Below are 18,053 nucleotides of genomic sequence, written 5' to 3'. Positions count from 1 at the left end.
AAATTGATGAATATTTTAATTGTACTGACTTCCCACGATAAACTGGGTAACACCGGTGAAAAAACAGGATTCTGGCTTGAAGAGCTGGCTGCGCCTTATTATGTCTTTAAAGATGCCGGGGCCACACTGACCCTCAGTTCTCCGGCCGGCGGACAACCACCGCTGGACCCGAAAAGCAACCTGCCTGATTTCCGGACAGACGACACCCGGCGTTTCGAAAAAGACGCCGAAGCAACCGCACAGCTGGCCACCACCCTCAGACTGTCTGAGGTCAACGCCAGCGACTATGATGCGGTCTTCTATCCGGGCGGTCATGGTCCGTTATGGGATCTGGCCGAAGATACCCGCTCAGTCAGTATTATCGAAACATTACTGGCAGCCGGCCGGCCGGTGGCTGCGGTCTGCCACGCGCCGGGGGTGCTGCGTCATGCAAAACAAGCCAATGGCCAGCCGCTGGTTAAAGGACTGCGGGCCACCGGTTTCAGTAACAGTGAAGAAGATGCCGTGCAGCTTAGCGATGTGGTGCCCTTCCTGGTCGAAGATATGCTGAAACAGAAGGGAGCCGAATACAGTAAAGGCCCGGACTGGGCATCTTATGTGGTACGTGACGGTCTGCTGATCACCGGGCAGAACCCGGGCTCTTCTGCCGAAACCGCCCGTGAATTAATCAAAGCGATTAAAGGGCAATAAGATGAGCGCCTATATTGTATTTATCCGTGATCAGACCTGCGACCAGGCAGAAATGGATATCTATGCCGAAAAAGCCAGCGCTGCCCGCGGAGATCATCCTCTGACGCCGCTGGCATTTTACGGTGCCGCAGAAAGCCTCGAAGGTGCAGACACTGAAGGTGTCGTGATACTGAAATTTCCCGACACTGCTGCGGCCCGTGACTGGTACCACAGCCCTGCTTATCAGGCGGCGAAGCTGCACCGGCTGAAAGGGGCCCGCTACCGGGTGGTGCTGACCGAAGGTCTGGACTGATTTACCCGGCCGATCGCTGACACTCTGCCACAATTACCGGGGGACTGAGCGGTCTTCCGGTGTTTTGTTGCCCTGACCATCAGGCCAGACAGTCCGGGGGCTATTCACTTTTTTCCAGCAGGCTGTACAGGGGAACACTCTTTTTGAGGATCGGTGATTTAATCACAATATAACTGAAGTATTTGCCGATGCCGATATTCTCGTCCAGCAGCCCCTCAATTACCTCCTGGTAATGCTCAATACTGCGGGTCAGAAACCGCAGCAGATAGTCATATCCTCCGGTGATCAGGTGGCATTCCATCAGTTCGTCAGTCTGACTCAGACAGTGTTCGAAACGCTGAAAGTCTTCACGCCGGTGACCATTCAGTGTCACTTCGGTAAACACACTGACAGATTCGGTAATTTTGGCCAGATTCAGGCTGGCTTCATATCCGCCAATAAATCCGGCCGCCTCCAGACGTTTCACCCTCTGCAGACAAGGGCTTGGCGATAAGCCGACCGCCTCCGCCAGGTTCACATTGCTGATCCGGCCGTCTTTCTGCAGATGGGCAAGAATACTGATATCCAGTCTATCCAGTTTTAGCAGACCATTCATAATACCCTCTGAGATCAACGAAACTTAATTAACTGATATACCACGCCTTAATAGCAAATGGCTACGTCTATGGCGTGGTTTATCAGATAAAATTTTTCGTCATCAAATCCGGCCGGTCCCTTTCGCCAGCGCGATATCAAAAATATGTAAGGCTTCCTCCAGCTGAGAATCGGTGGTCACCAGCGGTGCCAGAAAACGGATCACATTACGCTGCAACCCGCATTTAATCAGCAGCAGTCCTTCGCTGAATGCCGCCTGCAGAATTGCCTGCGTCAGGGCCGGGTCTTCTTTTCCGCTGTCCGGATCAATAATTTCCACCGCCTGCATAAAACCGACCCCGCGCGCCTCACCAATACAGGCATATTTACCGGCAAGCTGTTCCAGCCGCTGGCGGAGCATCTGCCCGAGGCGGAGACTGCGGGCCAGTAAATCTTCCTGTTCTATTACATCCAGTACCGCCAGGGCGGCCGCACAGGCCAGCGCATTTCCGCCGTAGGTCCCTCCCAGCCCGCCGGGCAGAGGGGCATTCATTATTTCAGTACGGCCGGTCACCCCGGAAATGGGCAGCCCGCCGCCGAGACTTTTGGCAACCGTGACCAGGTCCGGCATAATGTCTGCGTGTTCGAAGGCGAACATTTTTCCCGTCCGCCCGAATCCGGTCTGAACTTCATCACAAATCAGTAAGATGCCGTGTTTTTCGGTAATTTTACGCAATGCCTGCATAAAAGCCGGCGGTGCCGGCAGAAAACCACCGTCCCCCTGCACCGGTTCCAGTAATATCGCCGCCACCTGCTCCGGCACGATCTGTGCCGAAAACAGCATCTCCAGCGCATTCAGACAATGCTGCCAGCTGATGTCACGATACGGATTCGGGTACGGCAAACGATAGATGGCAGAAGCAAAAGGGCCGAAGTTTTGTTTATACGGCTGGCTCATACCGGTCAGGCTGGTACCGAGCAATGTGCGGCCATGAAAGGCACCATCAAAGGCGATAATCCCCGGCCGTCCCGTCGCCGCCCGCGCAATTTTTACTGCATTCTCAACCGCTTCTGCGCCGCTGGTAAAAAACACACTCTGGCACTCCGTGTCTTTGCCCACCAGCTGATTCAGGCGTTCTGCCAGACTGATATACCCCGGATAGGCGGCGACCTGGAAGCAGGCATGAGACACCTTCGACAGCTGACGGGTGACCGCCGCGCTAACCGCCGGGTGATTATGCCCGACATTCAGTACCCCGATACCGCCGACAAAATCCAGGTAACGGTTACCCTCCGTATCCCAGACTTCGCTGCCGCTGGCTCTTTCCACCACCAGAGGATGTGCCGTGACTATCCCGCGGGGGACATGCCTGTGACGCCGATCCAGCCAGACATCATTATGGGTTACCGCTGTTATATCGCTCATAGTAGATTCCTGTGATTAGTGGGGTTGTTGTGGCCCATTGATGCGACCACCTGCCGTCCGGCAGAACTGCCCGCCGGTAACGAGATAACACGCTTTCTTTTCTGGCGAAATATTACTGCTGCGGACACGGGCTGTAATGGCCGCCCTGACTACAGCCCGTCACTTTCCCCGTACACCACTTCACACAGCCAGCGCACCCCGTAAGGGATTGCCTGATCATTAAAGTCAAAACAGGGATGATGTAACGGATAACCGGGACCGGATCCCAGCCAGACATAGGCCCCGGGTTTTTCCTGCAACATAAAAGAAAAATCTTCGGAGGTCAGGGCCGGATAATCGGCCTGCTGAGCAATCAGACCGGCCCGTTCTGCGGCTGCCAGGGCCAGCCGGGTTTCACGCGGACTGTTACAGGTTGCCGGGTAATAGCGGTGGTAACGGATCTCTGCATGCAGCCCGCTGGCGGCGCTGATATGTTCCGTTTTCAGCCGCAGCTGCCGCTCAAGGGTATCCCTTGCCTGCGGACTAAAGGTCCGGACCGTGCCTGTGATGGTGGCCGCTGCCGGGATCATATTGTGCGAAGTACCGCCGTGTATTTGGGTCACTGTCAGTAATGCCGCCTCATGGGGGTTCAGCGTTCTGGGGACCAGACTGTTCAGGGCCACCACCAGTTCACTGGTTGCCAGCAGAGTATCCGGGCTCAGATGCGGCTGAGCCGCATGGCCGCCACCGCCGGATAAGGTAATATCAAAACGATCAGCGGCCGCCATCATCGGCCCCGGCCGGGTACGTAACTCTCCGAGGGGTAATTCAGGCCAGTTATGGATAGCGTATACTGCATCGCAGGGATAACGGCTGAATAAGCCGTCATCTATCATCGCCCTCGCCCCCGCCAGACCCTCTTCTGCCGGCTGAAAAATAAAGCACACACTGCCGGAAAAATCCGGGTTTCTGGCCAGAGTTTCGGCACAGGCCAGCAACATCACAATGTGGCCGTCATGCCCGCAGGCATGGGCAACCCCGGCAGTGCTACTCGCCCAGGCGCTGCTGCCCTGCTCCTGCATTGGCAGGGCATCCATATCCGCCCGCAGGCCGATCATCCGCTGGCCGGGGCGTTTACCCTGTAATAGCCCGACCACGCCGGTTTTACCGATCCCTTGTTCGACGGAGATCCCCATCGTGCGCAGAGACTCTGCTATCCGTGCCGCCGTTTTTTCCTCAGCAAACCCCGTTTCCGGATGCTGGTGCAGCTGACGGCGGACGCTGGTCCATTTCTGAATATCCATCAGTACCCCCGTTGTTTATCAATAACACCCTTCATCGGCTTACCCTGCTGGTGGTTACGGATATTGTCCAGTAACACTTTTACCGCGCTTTCTGCATGAGTTTCGCTGGCAATATGCGGTGTCAGCCAGATCTTCGGATGCAGCCAGAACGGATGTCCGGCCGGCAGTGGTTCCGGTTCAGTCACATCAATAACCGCACGGCTCAGTTTGCCGCTGTCGAGGGCCTCCAGCAGATGCTGATGGTTAAGCTGTTTCCCCCGCCCGGCATGTACCAGGCAGGCCCCGTCCGGTAACTGTGAAAATAGCGCCTGGCTGAGTATGCCGCGGGTCTGATCTGTCAGCGGCAATAAACACACCAGTATCTGACATTGCCGCAGGAACTCGCCCAGTTGCGGGTCACCGTGATAACTGGTCACACCCGCGACTGACTTGGGCGTACGGCTCCAGCCGGCACAGGAATACCCCAGTGTGTTCAGCACCCGGGCGGCAGCCTGCCCCAGATTTCCCAGCCCGAGAATACCGACACGGCAGTCCGCCGCGGCCGGCGCAGGGTGTTTAAGCCATTGCTGCTGGCGCTGCTGTTCAAGATAACGGGGCATTCCGCGGTGCAGTGCCACCACCGAGAAGGTAATATAAGCCGCCATATCATCCATCAGACCGGGTTCAATCATCCGTACAATACTGACCCCGGGCGGCACCGCCTCTGAGGTAAACTGGTCGGCCCCGGCACCCACCGAGAAAATAACCTGCAGATTCGGGAAACGCTGAGCCAGATTATCCGGAATATCCCAGCTCACCAGATAGCGGACCTGTTGCGGATCACCGGTCTCCGGCCACTGATAAAAGGGCAGATCGGCGGCATGTTCTGCCAGCCACGCCTGCCAGATTTGCCCGCGTTGCGGCGCGGAACGGTAAACAATACTCATCAGCCCATCGCCTGTGACATAAAACTGAAATCAGCCATCGCCTCTGGCTTACGTTGCCAGGGCGTGCCCCGCACCATCATCAGTGGCGCATCCACCACCGGTAACCCACACTCTGACAGCCAGTCAGAAAACGCTGTATTACCGTAAGTATCAATACGGACAAACTGACCGGTCAGCTGTGCCGCCGCATAACCAAATAATTTTCTGGCGCTGGATTCATCCGCCGCCAGCATAGGGCCGATAACATGGCCACGACCAAATTTACGTATCACCATATATCCCAGCGGCCGGGCCGGGTTTTCCAGCACCAGCAGCGCGTCGGCACTCTGTAACAAATCCTGCCACAATGCCGGACGATACAGGCCATGGGCCTGATAATCCTGTTCGATCAGTGCCGGTAACTCCTCCCTGCGCAGCGGACGGACAGTTTCCCCGGCGGTGGCATCAGGCCGGGGAGCGCTGATTTCCGGCAGCTGTGCGGTCTGGTGCTGAAAAACACTGCACTGCACGACAAAACCGTATTTCTGATACAGACCTTTACCCATTTCGGTGGCATGCAGCCGGACATTTCCGCCAGCGGCTTTTTCCAGTAATGCCTGCATCAGCTGCTTGCCGATCCCCTGCCCCTGGCAAGCCGGGTCTACAATCACCAGCCCGAGTGTGCTGCGCGCTTCACCCCACTGCCACAGTAGCGCACAGCCAACCACCCCATGCTGATTTTCAGCCACCACCCCTTCGCCCAGAGAAAGCGCCTGTTGCCAGTCCTGATAACGGTGTGGCCAGCTGACCTGCTGGCTCAGCCGGAACCCCTGAGCTAAATCTGTTTCCTGCATGCTACGTAGTTCAATTGTCATTCTCTTTTCCTTACATCATTCCCGGGGTATTCAGTCCGCTGCCGTCAACTAAGCGTGAATAACGGTAGGGTGTCGGATCAACGACCGGCGGCGCATCGGTGGCTAAATCTGCCGCCAGCCGTCCGGCACCCGGCCCGAGACCAAATCCGTGACCACTATAGCCTGCGGAGACAATCAAACCCGGAAGTTTTTCGACCGGTGAAATCACCGGGATAGCGTCCGGGGTACTGTCTATCATCCCGCCCCAGCTCTGGGCGACCTGAATCCCTTGCAGCTGTGGAAACTCGCGCACCATCGCCGTCAGCCCCTGTTGAACCATCGCCTGGTCGGCAGCCGGATCGAGGATCCTTACTTTTTCAAACGGGGAAACACCCTCCATTGACCAGCGGGCCAGGGCCTCAGGCCCGCGGATAAACGGCATAATTCCGGGACTGACCGTCAGATTGTGACGCCGTGCGTTGAAAGTACTGTAGAACTGACGGGCATATTTCAGCCCCTGAAAGCCCGGTTCAAGACGGCCGCGGCCCGAAACGGAGACGGTATAACCGCCATCCAGCTGCGGACGGCAGGCGAAACTGTCCGTATAAAACGGGGCACTGATCACCTGCTTTACCGGCAAAGTGCGGAAAGCACTGCCAATCACATTCCCCAGCGGTAAATCAATGCCGTGACGGCGACAAAACATGGATGTCCAGGTCCCGGCGGCACAGATAACACGCGAGGTTGTTATTATTCCGCGCTCAGTCACTACACCACTGACCCGCCCGGCGCTGATATCCAGTCCACGCACGGCACATTGCTGAAAAACCTGAGCCCCTTTTCTGATGGCCGCACGTACCAGCCCCGGGGCCGCCATCGAGGGCTCTGCATGACCATCGTCGGGGGAATGAACCCCGCCTTTCCAGTCGGTGGTACTGCCCGGGGTCAGCGCTCTGGCCTGTGAGGCATTGAGGATCTGACTGCGAATATCATAGCTTTTCGCCATTTTCCCCCAGTTATCCCAGGCCGCAATATCCTGTTCATTACGGGTGGCATACACCAGACCGGTTTTACGGAACCCCAGCTCTTCACCGGTTTCCTGGTTCAGTTGCTGCCAGCGTTGCAATGCATGAATAATCAGCGGTAATTCACGTTCATCGCGGTTCTGCTGACGGCACCAGCCCCAGTTACGGCTCGACTGCTCAGCACTGATCAAGCCTTTTTCCAGCAGTACGACATTGACCCCCTGGCGGGCCAGTTCCCAGCAGGCTGCCGCCCCGGCAATACCGCCACCGATAATCACCACATCAGCCGACGACGGCAGATACAGACTGTCCTGAACGTATTGAATAAGCGCAGGCATAAAGACCATCCTCTGTTAATTATTTTATTCCGCTTTCAGCGTATCCCGGTGTTCATCCAGCCAGCCGCAGCGTAACTCAGGTACCGCCCGTTTCAGGCGCTCAAAGTACAGTTCGCCGGAAGGCTTGTCATAATCGTCACTGGCCAGTTGCGTGACAATCCGGCCCTGTTTCATCACCACAATCTCATCACAGACCGCGCGGATCGCATGCATATCGTGGCTGATAAACAATACCGATAATTTCAGCTTGCGCCGCAGCTCGGAAATCAGGTCAAGGATTGCCGCAGCGACGACCGTATCCAGCGCGGAGGTGACCTCATCACAGATAATAATTTCCGGCCGGGCCGCCAGCGCCCGCGCGAGGCTGACCCGTTGTTTCTGCCCGCCGGACAAGGATGCCGGTTTACGGTGACGCAGTGTGGCAGGAAGTTTTACCAGTGCCAGTAAGGCGATAATCTCGCTCTCCAGCGCGTCTCCGTGTAACTGCCGGAAATATGTCAGGGGACGGCCAAGGATCTCGCCGACCGTGTGGGCCGGATTCAGTGCCGTATCTGCCATCTGGAAAACATACTGGATCTGCCGTAACTCCTGCGGCTGGCGCTGCTGCAGATCCGTGGAAATATAGTGGTGATTAAATAACAGATGACCATTCCAGGCAGGATTCAGCCCGGCAATCGCATGGGCAAGGGTTGTTTTTCCGGAACCCGACTCACCGATAATGCCTATCGCCTGGCCGCGCCATAACTGCAGGTTGATCTGCTCCAGAATACGGATTTTCGGCAACCCCTGTTTATTCCTCGCCCCGTAGCCCACGGCCAGGTCACGGACTTCCAGCAAGGGATGGATATCCCTGCTGTCGCGCTGCCAGTGGCCCGGCCGGGGGTGATGCCGCGCGGCATCCATTAACTGGTGAGTATAGGGTTCGCTGGCATGGCCCAGCAGCCGTGCGGTCGGGCCGGACTCAATCATTCGGCCCTGCTGCAATACCATAATCTGGTCTGCCATCTGCGGCACCACCGCCAGATCATGGCTGACATAAACTGCCGTCATACCGCGGCGGGCCACCACATTACGCAGCACTTTCAGTACTTCGACCTGAGTGGTGACATCCAGTGCGGTGGTCGGTTCATCGAGGATAATTACCTGAGGATCAGCCATCAGCGCCATTGCGGTCATCAGCCGCTGTAACTGCCCGCCTGATACCTGATGGGGATAACCTTCACCGATAGTCTCTGGCCGGGGTAATGCCAGTTCGCGGAACAGGGCGATGGCTTTCTGTCTGGCCTGCTGGCGGGACATCAGCCGGTGGATCAGTACCGGCTCAGTCACCTGATCGATAATCTTCATCCCCGGGTTAAAGGACGATGCGGCACTCTGGGCAATATACGCGATATCGTTACCGCGGAACTGGCGCAGCTGCGGGGCACTCATGGCCCGCACATCCCGGCCCGCCACATGAATATTGCCGCCGGTGATCCTGCAGCCGTGGCGGGCATATCCCATCAGTGCCATGGCGATCGTTGTTTTTCCCGATCCTGATTCACCAATCAGTGCCAGAACTTCACCTTTTTTCACCGATAAATGAATATCACTGACCAGTACGGTTTCAGTCCCCTGACTGAATGCACTGACCTGCAGGCCGTCGGCCATAATCAGCGGTGTCGCCGGATACACAGTCACTGTCATACTCCCTCCTGAACCCGCACTAACGGACGCATATTTTGCAGGCTGTCAATAAACAGGTTGACGCCGATGGTCAGGCTGGCAATGGCCAGCGCAGGCATCAGGATCGCCGGAGAACCGTCAAACAGCCCCTGCAGATTTTCACGTACCAGGCTGCCCCAGTCGGCCTGAGGCGGCTGCACACCCAGCCCGAGAAAGCTCAGACCACTGAGCAACAGCACGATATAGACAAAACGTAAGCCGAAGTCGGTCAGCATCGGATGGATCATATTCGGTAAAATTTCATGGATTGCCAGATACCAGCGACTTTCGCCGCGCAATGCCGAGGCCCGCACATAGTCCATATTGCGCAACTGGCTGGCCAGTGCAAAAGCTATCCGGTACGCCCCCGGCCAGTAGGTAAAGACGGCGGTAATAATCAGCATTGGCAGTGAAGAACCAAACACTGCCACGATCATCAGGGACATCACTTTACCCGGCAGCACCAGCAGCGCATCGTTAATCCGGCCAAGGATTTCCTCCAGCCAGCTGCCGGAAACTGCCGCCAGCAGGGCCAGTAAGGTGCCGATCACGCTGGCCAGTATTGCGGAAGTCAGGGCCAGCCCGATGGAGTAACGGCTGCCGGCGATAATGCGGCTTAAGATATCGCGACCCAGGTAGTCGGTACCCAGCCAGTAATGGGCTGACATACCGCCGAACAGAGGGCCGGCGCCGATATCATTCACCGGATACGGGGCCAGTGCCTGTCCGGCAATCGCGATCACTACCCAGAATAATGACACCAGTAGCCCCAGACGGCCTGCCGGTGTTAAGGCGACAAAAAAATGCCACGCTGTGCTTAAATATCTCATCAGCCCCTCCATTTCGGGTTAAACGCGATAGTGACAATGTCCGCCAGCAGCAATAACAACAGGTAGCAACCGGCAAACAGCATCACACAGATTTGTACCACCGGCAGGTCACGGTTACTGACCGCATCCACCAGCTGGCTGGCCAGCCCCGGATAGTTGAAAATGTTTTCGATAATGATCACCCCGCCAAACAGGTAGGACAGGCTCAGGGAGATGGCATTGGCGATGGCACCGGCCGCATTAGGTAAAGCATGGCGCATAACGGCGCGTACCGGGGAGACGCCTTTCAGTATCGCCATTTCTATATAAGGACTGTCCAGCTGACTGATAATGGCGGCACGGGTCATGCGGGCCATCTGTGCTGTCAGTACACAGCACAGGGTCAGCACCGGCAGTGCATAGGTGTTAATAAAACTGAGCATGCCCGGCTCAGGGCTGCCGAACGACATCGCAGGGACCCAGTGCAGACGCACCGCAAAAATCATCACCGCCACGGTGGCAATCAGGAATTCCGGGACCGCCACGGTCGCCATCGTGCCGCTGACCAGCAGTTTATCCGGCCACTTATCCCGTTGCATGGCGGCGGTAATGCCGATAAACAGGGCCAGCGGCACCGACACCAGGCTGGTGGCCGCGGCCAGTTCCAGGGTCGCCGGGATACGGGCGGCGATCAGCTGTGCCACCGGGATACGGCTGGCAAACGATATGCCGAAATTGCCGGAGAACAGACCGGTAAACCAGTGGTAATAGCGGACCAGTAATGGCTGGTCCAGGCCAAGTTGGTGACGCAATGCAGCAACCGTCTGCGGTGTGGCATTTTGCCCGAGGATCATCTGAGCGGCATCGCCCGGTAATAAACTGGTGATAAAAAACACCACCATCGAAACAATAACCAGTGTCAGCAGTCCCGCCCCGATACGCCGGGCAATCAGCAACAACATATAACGGTTCATCGCACACTCCTTACTCAGGCAGACAGCCAGACATTCTCATGGAAGCGGTAACCCATCATCATTCCCGCAGGCCATGCTTTCAGCCCCTGAACCTTGCTGCTGTAGCCATCCAGTGAACTGACAAACATCGGGATCAGCGTACCGCAGTGGTCATAAATCAGCGTCTGCATATCGTCGTACATCTGTTTGCGTTTGACCGGATCCTGCACCCCGCGCGCTGCAACCACTAACTGGTCAAATTGCGGATTTTTCCATTTTGATTCGTTATTGGCCGACCCTGACAGGTAGAACTGGGAAAACGAGAGATCCAGCGTCGGGCGCGGGTTAATCGACCCATAGCCGACAGGATCTTTCATCCAGTGGGCCGACCAGTAACCTTCATAAGGCACCCGCCGTACATTCAGGTTCAGTCCGGCCTGCTGTGCGATGTTTTGCATCATCAGGCCGCCTTCGATGGCACCGTCGAGGGTCGGCGCGGTAATAACCTCCACCCTGGCCCCTTCCATACCCGCTTTTTTCAGGTAAAAACGGGCTTTATCTGTATCGACCGGCCGGGGTTTCAGATCAGCGTTATACAGGGGGTGCCACGGCGGAACCGGGGTATCATTGGCGACCGTGCCGTATCCCTGCAGGGCCGTTTTCACCATCATTTCACGCGGCTGCAGATACTTCATCGCCATCACAAAATCAGGGTTGCTGCCCGGTGCCGTATCGGTACGGATAATCAGGTCCGTATACATCCCGGACTTACTCTCCAGAATTTTGCACTGCCCGCCGCTGGCATTCAGCTGTCGGGCATAGCCGGGACTGATGGCTGAACAGATATGCAGGTCACCGGACATCAGGCCATTCACCCGCGCCGCCTGGTCAGACACCCCCAGCAGTTCCAGCTGGTCAAGGTGCGTTAGCGCCTTCCAGCACAATCGAGACTTGCTGAGGGTTAACCGCCGAAATAGTTTTAAATTGCTGTGCCAGGGCAAACACATTCGACGCCACCGCCGGGTCTTTATGGCGGGCCAGCGACCAGACCACATCGTCTGCGGTCAGGGATTTTCCGTGGTGGAAACTGACCCCCGGCCGCAGGGTAATCTGCCAGCTGATGCCGTCATCAGAATGCACCGATGATGCCAGTGCCGGTTTTGCCACCAGCTGATCATCAATTTCGGTCAGGGCGTTGTAAAACATAAACTGGCGGGTGTAATCGGCACTGTTATTGGCTTTGGCCGGGTCCAGAGTATCAGTGGCCGATGAGTTGGACATGGCCGCACGCATTTTACCGCCTTTTAGCGGAGCGCTTTCGGCGATGGCCAGTTCAGGAAAACCAATAATTCCGCTGCTGAGTACCGCCCCGGCAGATAACATTTTCAGCAGACTACGCCGCGATAAAGACCCCTTTTGCAGCAGGCTATTCAGCTGAACATGACTCAGGGACTGTCCGTTATCTTTTTTCATCCGATCCTCTCCACATCACGATTTTTGTTGTCAGAACAGGCGATCTTTCGTTTGGTAATACAGTCCGGTCAGGGGCAGAAACCAGGGCTTGCCAAAATACCCCGGCACCGCCGGCCAGCCATGGCTTTGCCATGGGTTGTTGTCAGAGGCGCCGCTGATCAGGTCTGCCATCACTTTTCCCATCAATACGGACATCTGAGTGCCGTGTCCGCTATAACCCATGGTGTAAAACAGTCCGTCCTGCTCACCCGCATGGGGCAGCCGATCGGCGCTCATATCCACCATCCCGCCCCAGCAATAGTCGACAGGCGTATCTGCCAGTTGCGGAAACAGACGTTGCATTGAGGTGCGCAGGATGTCGCCGCTGCGCTGGTCCTGTGCGGGATTACTGACAGAGAAACGGGCCCGGCCACCAAACACCAGCCGCCGGTCAGCGGTGGTACGGAAATAATTACCGATATTCATCGAGGTGACATAAGTGCGGTCTTTTGGCAACAGACGCTGTAAGGTCTGTGCCGCCAGGGGGGCTGTAGTGATAATAAAACTGCCGACCGGCACAATCCGCCGCTGAAACCACGGGAAAGGCCCCTGGTTTGAACAGCCGGAGGTCAGCAGGACTTTATCGGCAACAATACTGCCGTGCGCCGTAGTCACCCGGTGCTGATAACCTGCCAGCCGGGTCAGTCCGGTGACTTCGTGCTGTTCAAAAATCCGGGCCCCGGCGCTGGCGGCAGACTCTGCCAGCCCGGTCCCGAATTTGCCCATATGCATCTGCCCGCCACGCCTTTGCAGTAATCCCCCGTGGAAAGCATCACTGCCGACTTCATCGCGGATCTCACTGGCAGAGAGTAATTCCACCTCCGGATCGACGGTTTTGCGCATCAGTTCGGCGGCTGACTGCAGGGAGGCGAAATGGCCGGGTTTACTCGCCAGTTTTATTTTGCCGCACAGGCGGAAATCACAATCGATAGACTCTTCGCTGATCAGAGATTGCACATAACTGACCGCATCATCGTAAGCACGGTAAAATCTGGTGGCGGTCTCCAGTCCTTTCTTTGCTACCAGTGCCGCAAAATTCTGTGCCACGCCACTGTTACAGTGGCCGCCGTTCCGCCCGGAAGCCTGGCTCATCACCTGCTCCCTTTCCAGCACCACCACCTCCAGTCCCTGGCGGGCGAGCTGACGAGCCGCTGAGATGCCACTGAACCCGGCACCGATCACCACCACATCCGCCCTGGCGGGTAACGGTTGCTGACATCCCCCGTGAAATTCCGGGGCGGTGTGTTGCCAGAATGATTCCAGTTTCATGGGGATTACACTCCTGTCACAGACCGACGATTGCGGGCAGTTCGCTGATATCCTGAATTTCACTGTAACCATATTCAGGACAGCCGGGTTCATGACCGCGGTTAACGAAGACTTTATGGGTGATCCCCAGATCATGGGCGGTCATCAGATCGTAACGCAGGCTGGAGGAAACATGCAGGATCTGGTCCGGTCCGCAGCCCAGTTTGTCGAGCATATATTCAAAACCACGCATCGCCGGCTTGTAAGCGCCGGTCTCCTCGGCGGTGATGGTCATATATATCGGCGCCCCCAGCCGCGGTACATGGTGGGGTATCAAATCGTTCATAGAGTTGGTCAGCAGTACTAACGGGATCTCAGAGGCAATTTTTTGCAGCCCGCCGGGCACATCCGGATGTGCAGTCCAGGTTTTACAGTCGGCATAAATAAAATCACTGTCGGCCGGTTGCCATTCGGCTTTCCATTTATGACAGGCTCTTTGCAGGGCATTACTGACCACCTCATAGTAAGGTTTCCAGGCTCCCAGCACTTCATCTAACCGAAAACGGGCAAAGTCGCTGATAAAGGCCGGCATAACATCTGCCCCGACCCGGTCGGCAAAACAGCGGCGTGCGGCACCTGCCATATCAAAATTAATCAGGGTGCCGTAGCAGTCAAAGGTAATAAACTTCGGGGTAAACACAGGCATAGCGTGGTCTCCGTTAACAGACAGAACTAAAAATCGATCAGTACACTTTTCTGGCGCTGACAGGCCTGGAAAGCCTGACGTCCCAGATCTTTACCGATACCCGACCCCATAAATCCGCCGGTCGGAATAATAAAGTCACCACTGCGGCCATAACGGTTAATCCATACGGTGCCCGCATTCAGCGACTGCATGGCCCGCATCGCCACCGGTAAACTGAGGGTATGTACTCCGGCACACAGGCCATAGGTTTCATGCTGTGCCAGGGCGATCCCTTCATCTTCGTCATCGAAATACTGCACCGTCAGTACCGGACCAAAAATCTCTTCCTGCACCGCACAGTTATCCGCTGCCACGCCGCTCAGCAGGGTTGGCTGCCAGAACCAGCCCTGTTCTGTCCCGGCAAAGCGCTGGCCGCCGGTCAGAATTTCCCCGCCCTGTTCACAACACTGCTGCACCAGACGCTGCACTTTCTCGCCCTGACGCTGGTCGATTAACGGGGAGTATTGGCAGGATCCCTGCCAGGTATTGGCGGGACGGAATGACTGACATAACTGCAGCAGATGATCGATCAGTGCCGGGGCGATACCACGCTGCACAACCAGCCGTGTTCCGGCAACACAGGCCTGGCCGCCATTGGCGGTAAATCCGCGCAGGATCCGCGCGGCCACCTCTGCCGGGTCACCGGCATCGTTAAAGACCAGTTGCGGGCTTTTACCGCCCAGTTCGAGGGTGACAGGCTTCATACCATTAAATCCGGCGTCACTCATGATTTGCGCCCCGGTCGCCGTCGAACCGGTAAAGGAAACCTTGCGGACCTGCGGATGTTTCACCAGTGCACTGCCGGTATGCCTGCCGCTGCCCTGAACAATATTCAGTACCCCGGCAGGCAGGCCGGCCTGTACTGCCAATTCGGCCAGCCGCAGGGTGGAAAATGGCGTCAGTTCTGAAGGTTTCAGCACCACCCCGTTGCCCGCCGCCAGCGCCGGTCCGCATTTCCACGACGCCATCGATAACGGGAAGTTCCACGGAGTAATCGCCCCGACCACCCCGTAAGGTTCAGGCACCAGCATCCCGAGGCTGTCTTTACGGGTCGGTAACAGGTCACCGCTGTATTTATCCGCACATTCGCCGTAAAAACGGATCGCTTCTGCCGTAAAGGGAATTTCGTGATGAATCACGTCGCTGATCGGCCGTGTTGATCCCAGAGCTTCGAGCTGGCCAAGATAAGGCGCATCGGCTTCAATTAAATCGGCCCAGCGGCGTAATACCGCCCCGCGCTGACGTGGCGATGCTTCTGACCAGCCGCTGCGGATACGTTGCTGTTCCGCTATTTCAACCGCCTGAGCAACCACCTGTGCACCGCTTTCCGGAATATCGGCATAGCTTTGTCCGTCAGATGGCCGGTGTACCGGAATCTGCCCCTGGTTTTTATGACAATACTGTCCGTCAATATAATTCCCGGTGCTGAACTCAACCTTATTCGGGTCGAAACTTAACATAGACACACCTTATTCAGTCATGCAGTACAAACAATGAAAATACCGTCTGACTGGATAATGCAGAATGCGTGCCAGATATTTTGCGAAATAAAATGCGTTTAACGGGGACGGAAAAAAATTTCCTGCCGAACAGACGATAAATTTGAAATCAATCGCAAAGAATAAATATAACCTGCTGTTTTTAAATGATTTGATAAAAACACCAAAATAATGCAACCGCAGAAGGAATGCACTAAAAAGAAGCTGTCCGGGTTCTGGCCGGAAAACGGAAAACATCCTGCGTTAAGGGTGTTTTTTAGACAGAGTGGAGTGCTATGCATGTGAAGCACTCCGCTCAAGACCCGCAGGCATAACAAGGTCCAACATTTTTTCCCAATGGGAGCGAAGCTGCAAAATACGACATTTTACAAAAAGAGCGGGATATGGAAGTTAAAAACATAAAAAAGGATCTCAGAAAGACCCTTTTAAAATTTATTTCCATAGCTTACATGTTGCCAGAAAGCTCAGCCAACTCTTCCCCTCTGGTTTCTGACATTTTTGCAACACACTGATTGACGGTCGTTTGATATGCCGGGCTTTTGTTATCTATCTGGAATGAGTATAACTTACAATCAGAATCCCTGAATTTAATCCAATCCCTCTGGGACGTTTTAATGTTGTTTACTAACGCCTGCTTTAAAGATTCATCATTTATATATGCAGAATGAACAGTACTTACATGATCACGAGCAGCAACGCCTTTAAGTCCTGCGCATTTTGATATTTTAACAGCCTGAGGGTTAGGTATGCCTGATGCAATCATATCATTATATACATCGTTCTCAGTACGTCCCCCCATATCATAACCACGACCAGGTATTACGCCTGAAAGATCATTACCCGTCCAGTGAATAACCCGGCTATCATATAGAGATGATGAAATATCATTTCCTTCAGCGTTGTAAGTCAACTTACCTTCTAAAGTTTTAACCTGAGATTTGTGCACATACTGCCGCCCGTTGCCGGGATTTATCCACATACGCCTTCAGGTGCTGCCCGTCAGCCACCCTGAACAGCGTGCTGTCCTGCTGCGGGTAAGCCAGCCAGGGCACAGGTGTATATACAGGGTATAAAAAGTCAGCCCGCTCTCTGCCGTTTCGCCTGGCTGAACACGGTGGCGAATAAGTGCAAAGCGCACGAGCGTATTCCTGGCAGTCTGTTCCGCAGGGCAAAACGCACTCAGGCGGCACGTTGTCTATGCGGGGATTTACCGCTCATATTTATTGCGTCAGCCGATGCTCTCCCCCTGTTCTGATTGCGCTTAATCCCTGTTGACCGTTACTTTCTGTTCTGTTATTGAAATACAGGTTGCAGAGGACAGACTGCAGCAGAATTAAGAATACAGGGCCGGGTAACCTCCGGTTGCCGGATAACAGGGTATTATAATTAATAAGGTAATCATCAGTGAAAAAAATCATTTCTGCCTGTGGGCTGGCCGGTTTGTTAGGTATCAGCGGTATTGCCAGCGCTGCTGACGTATTGCGCTTTGCCGTGGATCCCACCTTTCCGCCCTTTGAATTTAAAACAGCAGAAGGCAAATTACAGGGATTCGATATTGATCTCGGTAACGCTATCTGTAAACAGGCACAGGTGACCTGCCAATGGACAGAGCTCAGCTTCGACGGTTTGATTCCGGCACTGCAAGCGAAAAAATTTGATGCCATCCTCTCTTCTATGTCCCGTACCGAGAAACGCCAGCAACAAATTGCTTTCTCGGACATGATTTATCATACACCGAATGCACTGGTGGTGGCTGACGGTAGCCATATCACCGATGACCTGGCAACGCTGAAAGGAAAAACTATCGGGGTTGCCCAGGGAACCACCCAGGAAGCCTGGGCAAAAGCAAAATGGGCCCCGGCCGGGGTACAGGTCGTCTCCTATCCTAATCAGGATGCAATCTACCCGGATCTGGTTGCCGGCCGGCTGGACGGCACCCTGACAGATGCCGTCACCGCAGATAACGGTTTTCTGAAAACACCGCAGGGGAAAGGTTATTCTGTCAGTGCACAGCCGGAAGATAAGGTGTTTTTCGGGCAGGGTTCCGGGATCGGCTTACGTCAAGGTGATACTGCCCGTCTGACCTTAATTAATAATGCTATCGCCGCGATCCATAAAAGCGGTGAATATGCGCGTATCGAAAAAAAGTATTTTACCTTCAGCGTCTATCCGCCACAGTAAGTCTTTCCCCGGTATC

16 protein-coding genes and 1 pseudogene are annotated in these 18,053 nt (G+C 55.3%); 3 read left to right on the top strand and 14 right to left on the bottom strand.

From position 1 onward, the window contains the following. Positions 1-6 precede the first annotated feature (6 nt). Positions 7-690: a type 1 glutamine amidotransferase domain-containing protein gene (locus JK211_RS01715; protein WP_212706938.1), complete on the top strand. Its 684-nt coding sequence runs from the start codon at positions 7-9 to the stop codon at positions 688-690. Position 691: 1 nt separating this feature from the next. Beyond that, a complete protein-coding gene (locus JK211_RS01710) occupies positions 692-982 on the top strand; it encodes a DUF1330 domain-containing protein (RefSeq protein ID WP_212706937.1) in 291 nt (96 codons plus the stop codon). 100 nt (positions 983-1,082) lie between these two features. Here JK211_RS01710 and JK211_RS01705 read toward each other — a convergent pair whose 3' ends face one another. The 14 genes and pseudogenes from JK211_RS01705 to JK211_RS01640 form a co-directional block, all read right to left on the bottom strand. Next, the gene (locus JK211_RS01705) at positions 1,083-1,577 is read right to left on the bottom strand and encodes an Lrp/AsnC family transcriptional regulator (protein WP_212706936.1); all 495 of its coding nucleotides are present in this window, start codon (positions 1,575-1,577) and stop codon (positions 1,083-1,085) included. 102 nt (positions 1,578-1,679) lie between these two features. Then, a complete protein-coding gene (gene gabT, locus JK211_RS01700) occupies positions 1,680-2,981 on the bottom strand; it encodes a 4-aminobutyrate--2-oxoglutarate transaminase (RefSeq protein WP_212706935.1) in 1,302 nt (433 codons plus the stop codon). 149 nt (positions 2,982-3,130) lie between these two features. Then, a complete protein-coding gene (locus tag JK211_RS01695) occupies positions 3,131-4,258 on the bottom strand; it encodes a M20 aminoacylase family protein (RefSeq protein WP_371734566.1) in 1,128 nt (375 codons plus the stop codon). A 5-nt stretch (positions 4,259-4,263) separates the two neighbouring features. Then, the gene (locus tag JK211_RS01690; protein WP_212706933.1) at positions 4,264-5,190 is read right to left on the bottom strand and encodes a glyoxylate/hydroxypyruvate reductase A; all 927 of its coding nucleotides are present in this window, start codon (positions 5,188-5,190) and stop codon (positions 4,264-4,266) included. After that, positions 5,190-6,044, bottom strand: a complete 855-nt coding sequence (locus JK211_RS01685) for a GNAT family N-acetyltransferase (RefSeq protein ID WP_212706932.1) — start codon at positions 6,042-6,044, stop codon at positions 5,190-5,192. Before JK211_RS01685 ends, JK211_RS01690 begins: the two co-directional genes overlap by 1 nt. Positions 6,045-6,054: 10 nt before the next feature. Next, positions 6,055-7,386 carry an FAD-binding oxidoreductase gene (locus JK211_RS01680; RefSeq protein ID WP_212706931.1) on the bottom strand — a complete coding sequence of 444 codons (1,332 nt, stop codon included), beginning with the start codon at positions 7,384-7,386 and terminating at the stop codon, positions 6,055-6,057. Positions 7,387-7,410: 24 nt separating this feature from the next. After that, complete coding sequence (locus JK211_RS01675; protein ID WP_212706930.1) at positions 7,411-9,072, bottom strand: ABC transporter ATP-binding protein; 1,662 nt, start codon at positions 9,070-9,072, stop codon at positions 7,411-7,413. Further along, on the bottom strand, positions 9,069-9,920 hold the full coding sequence (locus JK211_RS01670) for an ABC transporter permease (protein ID WP_212706929.1): 852 nt from the start codon (positions 9,918-9,920) through the stop codon (positions 9,069-9,071). Before JK211_RS01670 ends, JK211_RS01675 begins: the two co-directional genes overlap by 4 nt. Beyond that, positions 9,920-10,873: an ABC transporter permease gene (locus tag JK211_RS01665; RefSeq protein ID WP_212706928.1), complete on the bottom strand. Its 954-nt coding sequence runs from the start codon at positions 10,871-10,873 to the stop codon at positions 9,920-9,922. The genes JK211_RS01670 and JK211_RS01665 overlap by 1 nt, the downstream gene beginning before the upstream one ends. A 14-nt stretch (positions 10,874-10,887) precedes the next feature. Further along, positions 10,888-12,325 (bottom strand): annotated as a pseudogene (locus tag JK211_RS01660) (ABC transporter substrate-binding protein). Positions 12,326-12,355: 30 nt separating this feature from the next. After that, positions 12,356-13,633: an FAD-binding oxidoreductase gene (locus tag JK211_RS01655; RefSeq protein ID WP_212706927.1), complete on the bottom strand. Its 1,278-nt coding sequence runs from the start codon at positions 13,631-13,633 to the stop codon at positions 12,356-12,358. Positions 13,634-13,649: 16 nt separating this feature from the next. Beyond that, on the bottom strand, positions 13,650-14,318 hold the full coding sequence (locus tag JK211_RS01650; protein ID WP_212706926.1) for a haloacid dehalogenase type II: 669 nt from the start codon (positions 14,316-14,318) through the stop codon (positions 13,650-13,652). A gap of 26 nt (positions 14,319-14,344) precedes the next feature. Beyond that, on the bottom strand, positions 14,345-15,817 hold the full coding sequence (locus tag JK211_RS01645; protein WP_212706925.1) for an aldehyde dehydrogenase: 1,473 nt from the start codon (positions 15,815-15,817) through the stop codon (positions 14,345-14,347). Between the two features lie 484 nt (positions 15,818-16,301). Continuing rightward, a complete protein-coding gene (locus JK211_RS01640; RefSeq protein ID WP_212706924.1) occupies positions 16,302-16,835 on the bottom strand; it encodes a lysozyme inhibitor LprI family protein in 534 nt (177 codons plus the stop codon). Between the two features lie 425 nt (positions 16,836-17,260). On the opposite strand from JK211_RS01640, the gene JK211_RS01635 reads away from it, so the two are divergent. Further along, the gene (locus tag JK211_RS01635) at positions 17,261-18,037 is read left to right on the top strand and encodes a transporter substrate-binding domain-containing protein (protein WP_371734563.1); all 777 of its coding nucleotides are present in this window, start codon (positions 17,261-17,263) and stop codon (positions 18,035-18,037) included. Positions 18,038-18,053 lie beyond the last annotated feature (16 nt).

This window comes from Tatumella sp. JGM130, assembly GCF_018257525.1.
Classification (GTDB): domain Bacteria; phylum Pseudomonadota; class Gammaproteobacteria; order Enterobacterales; family Enterobacteriaceae; genus Tatumella; species Tatumella punctata.
Note: the sequence above shows the minus strand (reverse complement) of the source record. Positions and strands in the feature narration are given on the sequence as shown.